Annotated in this window: 15 protein-coding genes; 2 read left to right on the forward strand and 13 right to left on the reverse strand. The window is 34.5% G+C overall.

Going from position 1 to position 17,655, the window contains the following annotated elements; genetic code table 11:
- Window positions 1-14 precede the first annotated feature (14 nt).
- Genes H7F21_RS12040 through H7F21_RS12050 form a run of 3 tightly spaced genes read right to left on the reverse strand, consistent with a single transcriptional unit; the run spans window position 15 to window position 3,435 of the window.
- A complete protein-coding gene (locus H7F21_RS12040; RefSeq protein WP_185789538.1) occupies window positions 15-623 on the reverse strand; it encodes a hypothetical protein in 609 nt (202 codons plus the stop codon).
- 22 nt (window positions 624-645) lie between these two features.
- Window positions 646-1,017, reverse strand: coding sequence for a hypothetical protein (locus H7F21_RS12045; RefSeq protein ID WP_185789539.1), 372 nt, complete (start codon window positions 1,015-1,017; stop codon window positions 646-648).
- 18 nt (window positions 1,018-1,035) lie between these two features.
- Window positions 1,036-3,435: an outer membrane beta-barrel family protein gene (locus H7F21_RS12050; RefSeq protein WP_185789540.1), complete on the reverse strand. Its 2,400-nt coding sequence runs from the start codon at window positions 3,433-3,435 to the stop codon at window positions 1,036-1,038.
- Between the two features lie 186 nt (window positions 3,436-3,621).
- Between H7F21_RS12050 and H7F21_RS12055 the strand changes: the two genes are divergently transcribed.
- Both H7F21_RS12055 and H7F21_RS12060 read left to right on the forward strand, forming a co-directional pair.
- The gene (locus tag H7F21_RS12055) at window positions 3,622-4,668 is read left to right on the forward strand and encodes a sensor histidine kinase (protein WP_185789541.1); all 1,047 of its coding nucleotides are present in this window, start codon (window positions 3,622-3,624) and stop codon (window positions 4,666-4,668) included.
- Window positions 4,665-5,393: a LytR/AlgR family response regulator transcription factor gene (locus H7F21_RS12060; protein ID WP_185789542.1), complete on the forward strand. Its 729-nt coding sequence runs from the start codon at window positions 4,665-4,667 to the stop codon at window positions 5,391-5,393. The genes H7F21_RS12055 and H7F21_RS12060 overlap by 4 nt, the downstream gene beginning before the upstream one ends.
- Before the next feature lies 1 nt (window position 5,394).
- Here the strand turns inward: H7F21_RS12060 and H7F21_RS12065 are convergent, their stop codons facing one another.
- The 10 genes from H7F21_RS12065 to H7F21_RS12110 form a co-directional block, all read right to left on the reverse strand.
- Window positions 5,395-5,967, reverse strand: a complete 573-nt coding sequence (locus H7F21_RS12065) for a YdeI/OmpD-associated family protein (RefSeq protein WP_185789543.1) — start codon at window positions 5,965-5,967, stop codon at window positions 5,395-5,397.
- A 2-nt stretch (window positions 5,968-5,969) separates the two neighbouring features.
- The gene (locus H7F21_RS12070; RefSeq protein ID WP_185789544.1) at window positions 5,970-7,610 is read right to left on the reverse strand and encodes a M1 family aminopeptidase; all 1,641 of its coding nucleotides are present in this window, start codon (window positions 7,608-7,610) and stop codon (window positions 5,970-5,972) included.
- Window positions 7,611-7,638: 28 nt separating this feature from the next.
- Window positions 7,639-8,952: a DUF2268 domain-containing putative Zn-dependent protease gene (locus tag H7F21_RS12075; protein WP_185789545.1), complete on the reverse strand. Its 1,314-nt coding sequence runs from the start codon at window positions 8,950-8,952 to the stop codon at window positions 7,639-7,641.
- 32 nt (window positions 8,953-8,984) lie between these two features.
- Window positions 8,985-10,331 carry a M28 family peptidase gene (locus tag H7F21_RS12080; protein WP_185789546.1) on the reverse strand — a complete coding sequence of 449 codons (1,347 nt, stop codon included), beginning with the start codon at window positions 10,329-10,331 and terminating at the stop codon, window positions 8,985-8,987.
- Between the two features lie 89 nt (window positions 10,332-10,420).
- Window positions 10,421-11,572, reverse strand: coding sequence for a DUF6265 family protein (locus H7F21_RS12085; RefSeq protein ID WP_221892474.1), 1,152 nt, complete (start codon window positions 11,570-11,572; stop codon window positions 10,421-10,423).
- 49 nt (window positions 11,573-11,621) lie between these two features.
- Window positions 11,622-13,241, reverse strand: coding sequence for a nuclear transport factor 2 family protein (locus H7F21_RS12090; protein WP_185789547.1), 1,620 nt, complete (start codon window positions 13,239-13,241; stop codon window positions 11,622-11,624).
- 389 nt (window positions 13,242-13,630) lie between these two features.
- Entirely contained in the window at window positions 13,631-15,439 is a 1,809-nt protein-coding gene (locus tag H7F21_RS12095; protein ID WP_185789548.1) for an acyl-CoA dehydrogenase family protein, read from the reverse strand.
- A gap of 35 nt (window positions 15,440-15,474) precedes the next feature.
- Window positions 15,475-15,831 carry a four helix bundle protein gene (locus H7F21_RS12100; protein WP_185789549.1) on the reverse strand — a complete coding sequence of 119 codons (357 nt, stop codon included), beginning with the start codon at window positions 15,829-15,831 and terminating at the stop codon, window positions 15,475-15,477.
- Between the two features lie 41 nt (window positions 15,832-15,872).
- The gene (locus tag H7F21_RS12105; protein ID WP_185789550.1) at window positions 15,873-17,063 is read right to left on the reverse strand and encodes an acetyl-CoA C-acyltransferase; all 1,191 of its coding nucleotides are present in this window, start codon (window positions 17,061-17,063) and stop codon (window positions 15,873-15,875) included.
- Window positions 17,064-17,111: 48 nt separating this feature from the next.
- Entirely contained in the window at window positions 17,112-17,648 is a 537-nt protein-coding gene (locus tag H7F21_RS12110; RefSeq protein WP_185789551.1) for a hypothetical protein, read from the reverse strand.
- Window positions 17,649-17,655: the final 7 nt, after the last annotated feature.

The following is a 17,655-nucleotide window of genomic DNA, read 5'->3' on the forward strand; positions in this document are numbered from 1 at the left end:
TGCTTCCCTTTTTTCTAATCTTCTACAGATTCAAAAACCCACCAAACAACTCCCGTACTGGCATTAAAACTTAACTTTAAAGTTCCTAACTCCGATTCTATGAGGTATTTGCTTTCTATGTTGAGATAGTTTTCTTCTTCATTTAGATATGCGCGGTATTTACCGTCCTCATATTTAAATGTTATACCATTGTTTAGCTTGAATTCTAAATTCTTTTTACCTTCCCGTTGTCTTGAATCACTAACTGTGTAGATGGCTGAAACGCCGTTACTCTTTACAGAATGATTTTTTAATTCTGTTTTGGAATAATTAGATGTTAGTATTTTTTCGACTTTACCTTCTGTCAATTTGAAGACATCGGCATCATCTTTCCAAGATGGATATACATACAAGGTGTAGTCTTCTTCAATTTCAATAATACCTGGTTCATCACTGTTTTTAAAAAGAATGTAACCATGTTTGTTCTTGAGTTCAAATTTTGTTCCGGGCGGATACATTTCGTAGTCATTGGCCTTATCACTTTTAGTTATTTTTAAATAGGTCTTCTGGGCATAGGATAAAGTGCTCAAGAAGAGGCCTAAAAAAAATACTACATGATTGCGTTTTAATTTTATCGATTTCATATTGTTATGTGATTTAAAGTTTTTATTTTTTCCTAAATACCCACCAAATTGAGCCATCGTCTGCATTGAATGCGATTGATAAAGTTCCTACTTCGCTAGTTATAGAGTATTTTCCTTTTACATCTAAGGACCTATTGTTGTAACCAGCCTTATAGTTGCCGTCTTCGTATGTAAATGACATACCATTACTTAATTTAAATTCTAGGTTTTTGTAGCCTTTGATAGTTTCAGAATCAGTGATAACAATTTCTGCTTTTACTTCATTGCTCTCATTGCTTTCTAACACCGTTCTGTTGTTCGTAATACCATTTCTTGAATATTCGGATTGAGCATAAGTCATTACCGATATGATCATACAGATCAATAATACGGTTAGTTTAAATGTTGTTTTCATAGTTTATCATTTTAATTATTAGTCTATTCTATTTTTTTCTTCTTCAATTCCAGTATTACGTTTACGTGCTTTTTTGATTTCATCTCTACCGAAATTATAGGTTAAATTGAAACGTATTTGTCGACTATCGTTGCCGCCATTACCATCAATAAATAAGTCTCCAAACCTTGTGGTACCTTGCCATGGAGATGTAAAGAGGATGTCATTAAAACCTAATCTTGCAGTTAACTTATCATCTAAAAAACGTTTTTGAAAGGCTAGATTTAAGGATCCTAGGCTTCTGGTTTCATAAGTACCTCCCCAAACTGATGGAGAGCTGTACCAACCAGAAACTTCAAAAGTGATGTTTTTTGGAAGTTTAAAAGTGTTTTGGGCATATAAGCTTAATGTGTTTTGCTGTGTCGAAACAAAATCAGGATTTGTAGCTTCATAGATACTTCTGTAAGCATTAACACTTAGGTAAATTCTCCACCAGTCATTAAACTTTGTTGGGTAAGAGACGCCTAAATTGAGGATTTTTTGATTGGCCACATTTCGTTGTATAATAAAGTTTTGATCATCACCGACGGCTTCGGTCACCTGAGCAAAAAAGTCTGATATAAAGCTATAGCTCAACGATGTGGTTAGCCTATAATTATAAGTATGTGACAGTTTGATATTGTCTGTATACTGCGGTTGCAAAAATGGATTACCTTGTCTAAACGATAACTCGTCGATTCGATATTGAAACGGGTTTAAACTCTGGTAATTTGGTCGTTGAATTCGCTTACTGTAAATCAGTGCCAAACTATTTTTTTGATTAACTTGATACGTCAGGCCTCCACTAGGAAACCAATTGGTGTAATTGCGCTTTACGCGATTATCCTGATCACCTAGTAGACTTGTTAAAATGCCATCAGAAACTGTATTTTCCATACGTAACCCAAACTGTAGATTAAACTTGTTGAATTTTCTGCTATAGTTAAAATAAGCGGCACTTATTTGTTCATCATAAGCAAAATCATTGGATTGTGATTCATCTAAATTATTAGTGCCATTGGTTTTATCGTAAGCATCAAAACTATTTTGAGTTTTTACTTTGGCATATTTTGCACCAAGACTTAATGTACCTTTAAGGAAGTTTTGTTCATAATCAATTTGTCCGGAGATAATCGAGATGTCTATTGGAGTATCAAAGAAGACAATGTTTTCACTTAGCACTTGTGTTTCATCGCCATTGAAGTAGCGGTTTGGCTGCAGGTTTTCACGCTCACTATCATATTTTCCGTAGTCTAAATCGATATTTAGGGAATGGCCTAAAGTATCCTTAAATCTATAGTTGATGTTAGTAAAAAGGTTAGAGGTTCTGTTTCTGGAATCACTACTGGCGACGAGTACTTCAGATGGACTATTCATGTCACTTAAAGTAATGGGAGTTCGTGAATCACTTTCAGAGTTTGAATTGTTGAAATTGCCATTCACAATTATTCCAAATGTCGATTTCTTATTAGCATAATAGTCAAAACCTAAGCGTATATTGTTTCTGTTCGCATCAAAAACACTTTCGGTCTTGGCATTAAAATTGTTTCCATTTTGGGTTCGATTAAGGTTGATAAAACTGGTACTTTTCCCAAAGAAATTGCTGTAAGTACCGTAGATACTAGTCTTCTTATTTCTGTTATTAAATGATAACGAATTACTTGTTCTTGCAAAGTCACCAAAGGTTAACGATGACGCTACTGTACCATTTGTGCCTAGGGATTTGTCTCTTTTAAGCTTTATATTGATGATACCGGCATTACCTTCGGCATCAAAGCGAGAAGAAGGCTGTGTTATAATTTCTATGGCTTCAATATCTGCAGCTTGTAAGGTTTTAAGAAAATTCACTAAATCCTGACCTCGCAAAACGGACGGTCTATCGTCAATATAAAATAGAACCCCTGCTTTACCTTCTACTATGATAGTGTCTGAATTATCAATGATGATACCTGGTGCTTTTCGCAATAATTCAAAACCAGAATCGCCAATGGCATTAACCGTGTTAGCTACATTAAACACGGTTTTGTCAGCTCTAACTTCTATTATTGGTTTTTCTGCAACTACGGTAACTTCATCAAGTTCATCTGAATCATCTACCATAACAATTGTAACAAAAGTCTTCTTGCTATTGTTTAAAGTGAAAGCTTCCGATGTAAAGTCTTTTAAACCTAAACTAGTAATTAGAATCACATATGAGCCATCATCAATATTTTTAAATCTAAAATCACCAGCATCATTAGAAAGTTCACCTTTAACGAAAGTATTTGTTTCAGCATCTAATAAGGATATAATAGCTGCTGGAATAGGCTGTTGGTTTTCGGTGACAATTTTACCTGTAATAGTATTTTGTGCTAAGGCTGACCCAAATGTGAATAATAATAGTAATGCAATTGCTTTCATAGTATATCGTTTTGTATTCTGACACAAATTTGTAACACTGACTCATTTTATGCACGTCAAAACCGTTAAGTGGGTATATAGGGAGATGAGTGTACTTACCAATTCAACGGTCTATAGGACAACTCGTCTTTTTTCAGTTTCAGAATGAAAAATGATATACTATCTTTAAACTTTAATCTTTTAGTTATGAAGACTTCTACTAGATCTAGCGTATTAATCATTTCTATTTTTTATGCCTTTTTTTCAATTTTATACCATGTTGTATTATGGTACAATAGAAATGGTTATGAAGAAGAAGGTTTTTTTGGTTGGATTAATTTACGAGAATATTGGTATGTAGCAGGAATGCCATATTTATTCTACTTTTTGGCTTCTATTTTAGTTTGGTTTTTAGGTGTTAGGCTTTTAAAAAATAAGCGAACACTAATACAGATAATTGTAGTAGCTATTCTTATTCCTGTTATAGTGTATTTTGTTAGAGAAGGTCGCTATATATTATTAGACTATATGGAACTAGGTCGCTTGCGAGGTACAGGAGAAGTTTGGGATTGGTACATACCTACCTTATTCTTAATGTTTCAATTTGGCTGTTATTTTGCCTACCGTTATTTCTTAGAAAATCAGAGAAAATTAAGAGTTGAGGGAGAATTACGTCATGCAGCACTTAAGAGTGAGTTATCTGCATTAAAAGCGCAACTCAATCCACACTTTTTATATAATATTTTTAATACTATTAGTGCTTCAGTTCCAGCAAAAAACGAAAAAACAAGGCATTTGATTGCTGAGCTTTCTGATTTGTTTCGTTATCAATTAAAGGCTTCACAAGTTGAAAAAGTACCATTAAGAGAAGAATTAGAATTTGTTAATAAATATTTAGATTTAGAAAAAGAGCGCTTTCAGGAACGTTTAGAAGTAGAAATCTATGTAGATGACAATTTAAAAGATGAAATGATTCCTCCAATGCTATTACAACCTTTAGTAGAAAACTCCATTAAACATGGTTTGTCCTCTTTAATAGAGGGCGGGAAAATTGCCATTCGTATTTTTAAGAAAAACGAGAAGTTGCACTTTGAGATTAGTGATACTGGAGTAGGGATTAAAGATAAAACTTCGGTCTTTAATAAAGGTATTGGTCTTACCAATACTAAACTTCGTTTGGAGAAAATGTATCAAAGCACTTTAAATTTATCTGATAATACGCCAAAGGGTTTGAAAATATCATTTGCTATATGAGAAAAGTAATAATAGTAGATGATGAATCTGCAGGTCGTCAGTTGATTAAAGAATATTTAGAAGACTATCCTGAACTCATTTTATTGGGAGAAGCTAATAATGGTGTTGATGCTGTGAAGATGATTAACGAGTTTAAACCAGATTTAGTCTTTTTGGATATACAAATGCCTGGGATGACAGGTTTTGACGTGTTAACTCATCTGGAGGAACTACCGCAAATCATTTTTTCTACAGCTTATGATCAGTACGCATTAAAAGCGTTTGAAGTTCACGCGGTAGATTATCTATTAAAGCCCTATACCAAAGAACGTTTTAAGGTTGCTGTAGACCGATTAACACAGAACACAAATGAAAACAAGGCTAGACCTTTAGCAGAAAGTCTCTTGATGGAAGCTTCAAAGTCTCCAGAACGTATTTTAGTACAAACCCAAAATAAATTGGTGACTATAGCTTTAGAGAATGTTTTAAGGATTGAAGCTTATGGTGACTATTCTAAATTGGTCACTAATGATAAAACTTATGTGAGTAATTATGGTATTTCTACCTTAGAGGAAAAATTAAATTCAGCAATTTTTATTAGAGTACATCGATCTTCCATTATTAATTTGAATGCTGTTAAAGAACTACATAAATATTCTAAAAGCTATGATGTGACTATGAAAAATGGTGATGTGGTGCGTGTAAGTCGAGGGTATATGGAAAATATCAAGAAGTTGATGTTTTGACTTACCAAGTGTCACGACTTTTCATATTGGCTTCACAGAGTTTAATAATCTCAATAATTCGTTTTTGCCTTGTGGCTTCGCGCTTAGCGCTATTTAACCAAGATAAATAGCTTTTTCGATAGCCTTTCGAGAAATTTTGATATTTTTCAAAGGCTAGTTCATTATTATCGAAAGCGAATTGCAAATCTTCTGGAATTATGCCATTTTCTACATCGTCCATGGCTGTCCAAGTTCCGGTTTGCTTTGCTAGTTCAATCATTCTCCAGCCGGATTCTTGGATTAAACCTTGTGCTTCAAGTTCTGTAATGTACTTCTTGTTGAGCGCACTCCAAGTACTTTTATGGTTTCTTGGAGAAAAATATTGTCTTCGCTTTCCATTACCTAAGCTTTTTACAGTAGAGTCTATCCAACCAAAACATAAAGCTACTTTCACGGCCTCTTCCCAGCGCATGGTTGGCATACCAGTCTCGAGTTTGTAAAATATAAGGTAAACCTTTTTGTATTTGATATGATTTTGTAGTAACCAATCGTACCAGTCAGTATCGCGTTCAAAATAGAGTTCTGGGATTTCCATCTTTAGTATTCTTTGGATCTCACATAGAAATTACGGTCAATAGTAATTGGTTTTTTACTTGAAGATGTTTCTATGGTTTGCCATTCAGACTTTGGAAAGATCCATTTTTCATCATCACCAATTTTTATTTTGATTGGCATATCAAAATTTTTAACAATATTTATCCATCTGTATTTTAAAGTTCTTTTTTGATGTGAATATTCTAAAGTAGGAATCCTTGTATCACGTAAATACTGATTGAAAAAAGCCGATAAATCTTTTTTAGTGATAGTACTGATGTAGTCTTCAATCTGCTTCGTAGTCACAGTTTGATGATAGAATTCTGAATTCAGACCACGAAGTATTTGTTTCCATAAGTCGTCATTTTCGACCAATTGTCTCAGTGTATGCAGCATATTAGCGCCTTTATAGTACATATCGCCAGAGCCTTCATTATTGACATCGTATTGTCCAATAATAGGTTTATCGTTTTGAATATTAGCTCTAGTCCCAATAACATAATCTGAAGCGGCTTCTTTCCCATAATAATAATCTAAAAATAGATTTTCAGAATATGCTGTAAATCCCTCGTGTATCCACATATCTGCTGCATCTTTATAGGTAATGTTATTCGCGAACCATTCATGACCAGCTTCGTGAATAATTATGAAATCAAACTTTAAACCCCAACCAGTTCTTGATAGGTCACTCCCTAAATAACCTTTTTTATATTGATTACCATAAGTCACCGAACTTTGATGTTCCATACCTAAATAAGGCACTTCAACTAGCTTGAAACTATCTTCATAAAACGGATAAGGTCCAAACCAATGCTCAAAGGCTTTCATCATTTTCGGAGCATCTTTAAAATGTTTTTTTGCTTTATCAAGATTATCTTTCAACACCCAATAATCCATATCGAGTTGTCCTTTTTCACCCTCATAGACTTCAGAAAAATTAACGTAATCGCCAATATTCACGTTAACACCATAATTATTAATTGGATTATCTACATACCACTCATACAATCTGTAGTCACCATATTCATAATCATAAGTGTCACGAAGGCGACCATTGGCAACAGCAATTAAATCTTTTGGAACATCTATAGCAATGCGCATGCTGTCCACTTCGTCATACATATGATCTTTATTTGGCCACCAGACACTGGCACCTAGACCTTGGCAAGACGTTGCTATAAAGTGTTTTCCATTTTTGTCTTTCTTCCAAGAAAATCCACCATCCCAAGGTGCTCTTACGGCTTCTTTTGGGCTACCTGAATATTGGACATACAATTCATTGTATGCTCCAGGTACTTGCTTTTTTTTGAGAATAACGAAATAGACTGGACCAATTTTAGTGTAATCCAACTGTTCATTATCTTGAGTAAAAGCAGCTATTTCGAGTGGTTCTTGTAAATCAATTTGAATAACATTATGTGATTTTAAAACCTTATAGCGAATGATGTTATAGCCAGAGATATATTTTTTATCAGGTTGAACCTTAATATTGAGATTGTAGTAGCTTAAATCCCACCATTCGCGCTCTGGTGTAATACTACCTCTTAAAGTATCTTGTTTTGTAAATGTGGTTTTATTTTGAAGTAATTGAGCTTCAGAAATTGAGACAAGAAGAAGAAAAATTATAAATAGAATACGTTTCACAGTTTATTTGATTTTAATTTTTAAAATTTTAATTCAGGAGATAGGCGTAGTCACTATATTTATAAATTTCAGTGTAGTCATCTGTGTTCAATAATTCGTAGATAGCTTTTTCCTTATCATTATGTTTTTCATAATAGGATTTTGATACTAAATATCCGAATGTATAACCTAAATCAAAAGGTCTATCTTCAATTTCACCATTATATAACCATCTCGAGAAATCAGTTGTAAATTTATCTTTTGCAAAGTCAGCACATACCATTTCTAAATTCTTGGGATCTTTTAAAAAGTCTGTATTTTTATTCTTTAGTACAATACCAGTACACAACTCGACCATAAAATCACATACACCTTCCATAAAAACACTTCCTAAAACATTATTTGTATTTTTTGTATCTCCATAGTTTTGCTGAAAGTGCATTAATTCGTGTATTATAAGGCTTGGCATTTCTTCAGTCTTTGCAATAACCTCTTTTTCCCACTCAGTCATTCCTTCAATAGGCATATTAGCACTTTTACCAAACATATCACCACCAACAAACATGCCTAATTCTGAAGCAGTCCCAGCAGAACTCAATAACCCAGGGACAATATACACTTTAGGAAATACGGCATCAGGGTATATTCTTTTAAAATTTTTCATCCAACCTGTAATGCGTTTTTTTAGGGCAAGCACACTATCTTGACTGAACTGTGTTTCTAAATAACTGTAATACTCTGGTGTCTCTTCTATGATTTGATCTTTCATTGACTCCAGATTCATATATCTGATGACATAATAGTCTCTAAGTTCTTTTGGACCGTTAAAAATAAACTCTTTAAAATAGACTTCTGCATTAGACGTATCACTTTTGGCTTTCTTAAAATAAGACCAGAATGTATCCATGGCTTCTAATTGAATGCCAAAATTATCTGTGTTTTTAAGTTCTTTTTGAATTGAGTCTAAGCGCATATTTAATTTATCTGAGTTTTCAGAAGACCCTATTATGCCTTCTAACTCAAACTTGGAAAGTACTTTAGGGTTAGACATTCCATTATCAATGGCTCTATGCAACATTAGTGCTGCAGAATCTGCGATTGCTGCTTTTCCGTACATCCATGCGGCATATACGTACATTTCAGAAGAATTTAAGTCTCTATTATTTGTAAATAGCTTGTTGGCCAAACCTTGGTAATTTTCGGTGCTATCTAAAGTGTTAAAATCTTCAAATAAAACATTTAAATTTGGAAGATGTAGGTCTTTAATTGGTTGGCTTACCACTTCTGCGTCTTTTTTACAACTTACAATAAGGCCCATAAATAATATAGGAACTAGAAGTTGAATGTGTTTAATTGATTTCATTTTTGATTGATTTTGATTGATTTAGTATGTTGTCATCTCATAATTTTATTTGGAAAAACCACTGCACTTTCATGACCATTTGCGCCAACAGCTGCGACTCCAAACAAAGAGTTGTCTATAACGATGCCATCTAAGGTAAACTCGTTAACATCACCTATGTAGCGACTATTGTCCCAAGTCGGAGATGTGGTATCTCTCCAGTAGATTTTATAACCTTTAGCACCATCGGCTTTAGTCCATTGCAGTTTAGCAGATGCCTCTACAATACCTCCAATACCGACTTCTTTTGGCGCAGGTGGAGCAGAGGCTAGACTTGCCATGGTAATGGCATTCACAGCCGTAAGTTTTTTACAATATGGAAAATCGACGTGCTCAAAGGTATCACCATAATCAATACCATTCTCAGTTCTAATGTCTTGATGCTGCTGCGTGTAATTTTCGTGTGCCTCCATTATTCTAATGCCTGCAAACCCTAGGTCATTAAAAGGTCTATGATGCCCTCCACGTCCAAAGCGATCTAGACGATAAACCATCATGGGATTCATTTCTGGCATATAGGTTTTGGTCGTTTTATGCACATAACGCGCCAATTGACGAGAAATACCATCAACTTCACCACCGTAAAAGCGACGTGCTCTGGCTAGCCTTTTTAATTTTTCAGCATCTGTTTCACCAGTAGTAGTAGGTTCGGAAAAAATTCTAAATGTTCTATTATCAACCACGCCATCTACTCCAGAAATATTACCAATCATATCGTTATTTAAAACTCCTATGATGTCCCAGTTATTGTTTTGAGCATATTTTGCCATACCTTGCCCGCCAAATAAGCCTTGTTCTTCACCAGATAAACCCAAGTATACAATACTGCTTTCAAATTTATATTTTGAGAGAACACGAGCTGCTTCAATGGCACCTGCCATACCTGTGGCATTGTCATTAGCACCAGGAGAATCAGAGGTGAAATCTGTAGGGTCTGATACTCTTGAATCGATGTCACCACTCATAATAATATAGCGATTAGGATATTTGGTACCTCTTTGAATAGCAACGACATTAACCACCATGATATCTTTGACAATACGCTGATTTGTTCCTTTCTCTACTAAATCCTTTTGATAAAATACCTCTAGACAATCATTACAGTCATTCGATATATTATCGAATTGTTTTTTAATCCAACGACGTGCAGCACCAATTCCACGTGTATCAGAAAGCGTATCACTTAAGGTGTGTCTCGTGCCGAAATTGGCAAGGGTCTTTACATCATTTCTGAGTCTCTCTTCTGAAACTGCATCTATAATATCATAAATTTTTTGGTCAGTTTGTGCTTGGAACGTAATGGAAAAAAGGAATACTAGAATTACTATTGCGTTTTTCATTTTTAGATGGTTTTATTAGGAATCTTAAAAGTAAGAGAATGTTGAATTATTATGTTTTAATTTTTTGTTAATACACAGTCAAGAATTGATTATTTCTTTAGGACTAAAGTTCCAAAAATATCTGCGTTTAAATAGCCCTGGTTCTTGTCTTTTCCTTCAACTTCTATAGAACCAATAAAATTTTCGCGCATTTTGCTATTATCATTATCACAATAGGCGATCGCAAAGCCTATGTTTTTATTTTTTTCTAAAGTGACGGTTTTGTTATTTGGACTGTTGTCTATGTACGAATCGTCAAATAGAGGAATTCTAACTTCCCAAATGGAAGTGTTTCCAGTAGTTACTCTCTTAGATTGAAGATTAGAATTATAGAGTTTCCCTTTGCCTGATGGTGACATGTCTACAACATTACCATCTAGTGCAATGTGATAGGCAAATGCATTATGCGAAAATCTGTGCTTTCCGCCGCTGTTATCTTCATCTATAAATATCTCCAAACAATCGTCATCCCACCAATTTTCTACTGGATTTTTGTAAATATCGCTGAGAATATCATCTTTAATTTCGGCTAAAACGTAAAGTGCATCAGCAGCCCAAGTTAATTTATAGCGTCCACTAAAGTCTGTTGATGAATACGATTCTCCTAACCATAATTGATCCAAAGGAAGCCATTCTGCAGTTTTCCAAATAGCTTCATTGGCAATACCATCAATCACAAGGTTTTCTTGAGCTTTTTTAACTGGTATGAGCTGCTTTATTGGTTTTTTACTTAGAACCTCTTTTTTATAATTGAATTTTACGGTATCTACCTTTTCATCGTCTTTAATATCTACATAGACATTCATTTCGTTTGATGATATTTTTTCAAAAGTCATACCCTCAAAGACCACTTTGTTTTTAGTGATTTCCTTTAGCGGAAAATCAACAGTCTCGTTTTTAGTTTCCCATCCTTTTAAGTCTGGATCAAAATGTTTTAGTTGAAGCATCAACGTATTTTCAACTTCCCTGATGACTTCGATTTCATAAAACGTAACTTTACCATCATTAATGAGTTTAAAAGTTGCCATCATGGAACCTCCAAAAGGCTCGCTCCAAATTTCTTCGGTTTGTCCTCCAAAGGCTTCACCATGCCAGGTGCCAGCAATCCACGCGATGTTTTCTAGTTTAGGTTCTAATACTTTGTTCTGAGAATACCCAACCATGCTTGTTATAATAATCAGAGTTGTTATAATATACTTCATATGATCTTTTATAAATAAGACGTTTGTATCTAGTTAATAGGAGACAGTTTTATTGAATAAAAGTAACTCTAGAAATTAATCCATCATTAACTTCGTAAATAGCAATGGCATAAAAAATTTGACCATTTATAATAACTTTTTCCTTATCAATAACTTTATTTCCTAATACAATCCTGTTCATGACTTCGGCGTTGAGGTCTGGGACGCGCTCAAAAAATGTAGCATAGGATTTTTTTAGCGCAGCTTGGCCTGTAGTAGTTGGGTTCTCCGGAAATGTGTATAACTTGATATCGTTAGAATAGGTTTTTGTAAAACCTTCAATGTCTCTTTCGTTGTAGCGCTCTAATTGGGTGTTTACTATGGCTTCAGGATTAGAGGTTGTTTCCTTGTTTCTAACAAAAGTCATGGACTTGATGCCTTTATCATCGACTTCGTAGACTGTGGCTTGTCTTACGGTTCTGTTGTTGACGGTAACTAATTCTTCATCGATAACCGTATTTTTATGAACCATACGGTTTAATACTTTAACATTAGATTTCTTATTGTTTTTAAAAAACTGTTTGTAGTTTTCCTTTAGGGTGTTTCTTCCCGAATACATATAGTCTTTCGGAAATCTATTAACCACCACATCATCATCAAAAGCATTTGCAAATTCATCCAATCTTCTAGTGTTAAAAGGATCAATGTGTTTTTGAACAATCGCTCCAGCTTGGGTCTCGGTCAACGAAACCTCAGTATCTGTAGTTTCTGTTTCAGAATTATTGCTAGCGTTATCATCAGAATCTTGAGTGTCGTTTGGAGCGCTAGTGCTAATATCACCAGCTATTAAAAGCTTATTTGCTTCAGCATTAACAGCTAAACGTGTAATCTTAGTGATGCCGTAAGAGGACAAATCAGCAACCGTCTTCCAGCTATTATCTCTCTTGAGTGTTAGCTTATACAATTTGGAGTCATTTCCACAGAGAATAGTTTTGTTATCTAACCAACAAATATCTTCTACATTTTTTATGGTATTTGCAATGAGCCTAATCTTCCCAGTCGAAGGGTCGAAAGATTTTATTTGCCATTGATTATCGTTTTCCTTTGAAATAAAACTAACTAGATCTGAGTTAGGGATTTTATGAAATGAGCGTCCAACCTTAGTCGCATGTTTTTTGCTAGCGTCATCCAATAGATTCGTAACATAGAGATTTAGCTGTTCCTCTTCAATTACTGCAGAGACAATGGTATTTTCATTATGCCATGTATAATAAGCGACTACTAAATCTTGAATAAGCTCAGTAGATTCACCATTACTTAAGTTATAACTGTATAACCTTTGTTTACCGTCTTTATCCAGTCTTACGGCTGATACAGCATATTTATTAGGAATTTTTAAAGGTGAATATTCGCCTCCTTGTGTTGAATTGATAAATATTCTCGATTTATAATTGATGTGATATTTAGCAATATCTGTTTGGTCATTTCTTGATGAAGCAAATAGTACATAATCTTCATTTAAAAATGAAGGTTGGTTATCATAACCTTCATTATTTGAAATGTTTTTTCCGTTTTTAACCTCTATTTTAGAAGAGGTACTTTCTAGATCAAATAAGAAAACTTCTGTATTAGATTGACAAAAAACATTCGTAAGTAGGAGGGAGCACAAGAATATAAAATAGTACTTCATTAGAATAGCAAGATTAATTTATTAAATATAATGATTATCTGCTTGAAGTGGTGAAATCTTAGTTGGGTAAGTGTAGTTTTGTAGGAAAAAAGAATATTTTTTAATTAATTTATGCATTTCATCGAATAAATTATGCTTTTTGTCGTTTATTTTGTACTATTGTCTATATGATATGATTAGATCTGTCTCCACAAAACCCATAAAAAGACAGAGAATTGAATCACAAAAGAAGATTGCATACATGTAATTTTTTTAATCTTCATATTTTTAGTTAGTTAGTGAAAAGGTCCCAAGACATTCTGTTCTAGGGACCTTTTTAGGTATTTAAAATAAAAAAGCCAATGTCAAATAAATGAATTGGCCTTTTACATTTCTAACTTAAACTTAACCTAAAAGCAGTACTTATTTTCTGCCTTTACTTTTTCAGCAATCTCGTTTCTTAAGTCAACGATATCTGGATAATTTTGATATTTCGTAAAGCGCTTTAAGCCCATAAGCATCATACGTTGCTCATCGCCTTCAGCAAAAGAGATAATACTCTCTTTACCTTTATCTTCTACAACATTTACTGCATTGTATAGATACAATTTGGACATTGCTATCTGAACTTTCTGTGCATCTTCACCAAAACGTTTTGCATTCTTTTCAGTTCTTAAAATAGTCGATTCAGCCATGTAAATCTCGATAAGAATATCTGCAGCAGCAACTAATAATTGTTGGTGCTCTTCCAAATCTTGCCCGAACTTTTGGACAGCAGCTCCTGCAACCATTAAGAATACTTTCTTAAGTTTTGCAATCATAGCTTTTTCCTCAGAGAACAATTCAGAGTAATCAGGAGTCTCAAAAGATGGAATTCCCATTAATTCTTCTTGAACTTTCATTGCAGGCGCTAAAAGATCGACATGACCTTTCATTGCTTTTTTAACTAACATGCCAACAGATAACATTCTGTTAATCTCGTTTGTACCCTCGTAGATACGAGCAATACGAGCATCTCTCCAAGCCGCTTCCATTGGTGTTTCTTCGGAGAATCCCATACCTCCAAAGATTTGGATACCTTCATCAGCACAATTTTGTACATCTTCCGAAACCGCTACTTTTAAGATTGAACATTCAATTGCATATTCCTCAACACCTTTAAGTTCTGCTTCTTGATGCGTATTACCCGAAGCTTCTCTTATTGCAATACGGTCTTCAATATTTTTAGCAGCACGATATGTTGCTGATTCACCAGCATAAGCATCAGATGCCATTTTGGCTAACTTCATTTTAATGGCGCCAAAATCTGCAATAGGAGTTTTGAATTGTTTACGCTCGTTAGCATAATTTACAGCAGTAGTGAGGATTCTTCTTTGAGAATCTAAACAAGCGGCAGCTAATTTAATACGGCCAACATTAAGTGCATTCATAGCGATTTTAAACCCTTCGCCACGACCAGCTAACATATTCTCTACAGGAACAACAGTATCGTTAAAGAATACTTGGCGCGTAGAACTGGCTCTAATACCTAATTTATGTTCTTCTTCGCCTAGTGTCACGCCATTAGGATTTGCAGGATCATATTCTACAATGAATCCAGTAATATTTTTATCATCTTCGATACGTGCAAAAACAATCATCAAACTACAGAATCCGGCGTTTGAAATCCACATTTTTTGCCCATTGATTTTATAAGATTTACCATCAGCAGAAAGCTCAGCAGTCGTTTTACCAGAATTTGCATCAGATCCTGCTCCGGGCTCAGTTAAACAATAAGCACCAAACCATTCGCCAGTTGCTAATTTTGGTACATATTTTTGTTTTTGTTCTTCTGTACCATATAGTGTTATAGGCATGGTACCAATACCAGTATGTGCACCAAATGCCGTACTAAAAGACCCAGTTCCAGATGAAATGTAATCACATGTTAAGCATGTAGACACAAATCCCATTCCTAAGCCTCCATAAGCTTCAGGGACAGCTACACCTAAGAAGCCTAGCTCACCAGCTTTGCGCATGACTTCTTCAGTTAAAGCATAATCTTTTGCCTCAAATCTGTCTTTATGTGCTATAATTTCACGGTCATTAAATTCCATCACCGCTTCTTTCATCATTTGCTGCTCCTCTGAAAAATCTTCGGGAGTAAAAACATCTTCACATTTTGTTTCTTTTACAAGGAATTGACCTCCTCTTAAGATGTCCTTTTCAATTGTTTCCATTTTCTTTTAAGATTTATAGATTCAAGAATCAGGAATCAAGACGGTTTTAGTCCAGATTTAAAACTTGAAATCATTTTTTGTATTTGTTTTATTTTTTGTTCTAATTCTTTAAATTTTTCTTCGTTAATATAGTTTTCATTAAAAGCTACATTGAGTTGTGTTTCCCATTCAAAAGCAGAGCCCAAACTGTTCTCTAAATACGTTGCAAAGTGTTTGTTTGAACTTTTACTAGAACCTTCAGAAATATTCGAAGGAATAGAAACAGCACATCTATTCATTTGATTCATTAATCCATAGGTTTCAAACTTTGGAAAACCTCTAGTGAGTTTATACGATTCTGAAACTAAATTCATACTTTCATTCCAAATTTTTAATTTCTTGAAATTATGCATAGCCTTTATAGTCTTGAATCTTCTACTCTTGGTTCTTGATTCTAATTGAGAAATTCAAATATGCCACACGCACCTTGTCCAGTACCTACGCACATGGTTACTGCACCATACTTACCTTTCATTTCACGTTTGCGCATTTCATCAAATAACTGTACAGATAATTTAGCTCCAGTGCAGCCTAAAGGATGACCAAGTGCAATAGCACCACCATTTACATTGATGATATCAGGGTTTAAGTCCAGTTCACGAATTACTGCTAAAGATTGAGAAGCAAAAGCTTCATTTAATTCTATTAGACCTAAGTCGTCTTGCTTTAAACCTGCTTGTTTCAATGCTTTTGGAATTGCCTTCACTGGACCAATTCCCATAATACGTGGCTCAACACCAGCCGCAGCATAGTTGACTAATCGTGCAATAGGTTCAATATTTAATTCTTTCACCATATCTTCACTCATTACCATAACAAATGCCGCACCATCACTCATTTGAGATGAGTTACCAGCAGTAACACTTCCGCCAGCAGCAAATACTGCTCTTAATTTTGCTAAAGCCTCTTTACTTGTTCCTGCACGAGGACCTTCATCCTTGGATACGGTGTATGATTTTGTTGCTTTTTTACCATTTTCATCAATATAGGTTTGATCTACTGTAATTGGTACAATTTGATCTTGAAAACGATTTTCTGCTTGTGCTTTTAAGGCTTTCATATGTGAGTTGTAAGCGAACTCATCTTGATCTTCTCTAGATACATTAAACTGGTTGGCAACAGCCTCTGCCGTATTTCCCATTCCCCAATAATATTCTTCATGTCCAGCTTTTACGGTATCGTAATTTAATTCTGGTTTAAAACCAGTCATCGGCACTGAACTCATACTTTCGGAACCACCAGCAATGATGCAATCTGCCATTCCAGCCTGAATTTTCGCTGTAGCGATTCCTATTGTTTCAATTCCAGAAGAACAAAAACGGTTTACGGTTACGCCAGGTACATCAACACTGTTGAGCCCAATTAAAGAAATAAATCTTGCCATGTTTAATCCTTGAGAACCTTCGGGCATGGCATTACCTACTATGACATCATCAATTCTAGAGACATCAAGATTTGGTAGCTCTTTCATCATATGCTGAATGGTCTCAGCACCAAGTTCATCAGCTCTTTTAAATCTGAACACGCCTTTTGGTGCCTTACCAACTGCTGTTCTATATGCTTTTACTATATATGCTTGTTTCATAATTTTTAATTACCCAAAACTAGTCATGGGATTTATAGTTAGTGCTAATCAGTTATCGTATTCTATTTTAGCGTTAAATTTTTTTTGCTCATTTGAATCTGTTTTTGAATCGTATACCCAGTAATCACCAAGAACGGACTCATAAGCGATTTTGATGTCTAAATACTTTGCATTTTCTAAGGCTTGCCTTGTCTCATCAGTCCATTCAAAACCAAAGAGTATTTTTTCTTCCCCAGATTTGAATACATATTTATTAATATTATTGGACCTGATAACATCATAACCAAAAGTGCGGTCTGGTTTTAAAGAGTCTAGCAGGGAATTTAAATCCTTTAGAGGAATCCCTTTATAGGTTATTTCAACGGATTTGATAATAGCTGGTCCAGTACCATTATTGTATACTGAAATATTAAAACCTTGACCATTGTAATTTTGACTAGTATTAATATATGGCCAAACCATAGCTTTTTGCTGTGATTTCATAATGTTAGCTTCGTAAATAGAGGTAAACATTGCTATAACACTAATTACAATGGCAAAAACTGTCCCTATACTTTGAAGTCTATCTGTTTTAGATTGGCTCATATATTAA

This window comes from Winogradskyella flava, from assembly GCF_014243395.1.
Classification (GTDB): domain Bacteria; phylum Bacteroidota; class Bacteroidia; order Flavobacteriales; family Flavobacteriaceae; genus Winogradskyella; species Winogradskyella flava.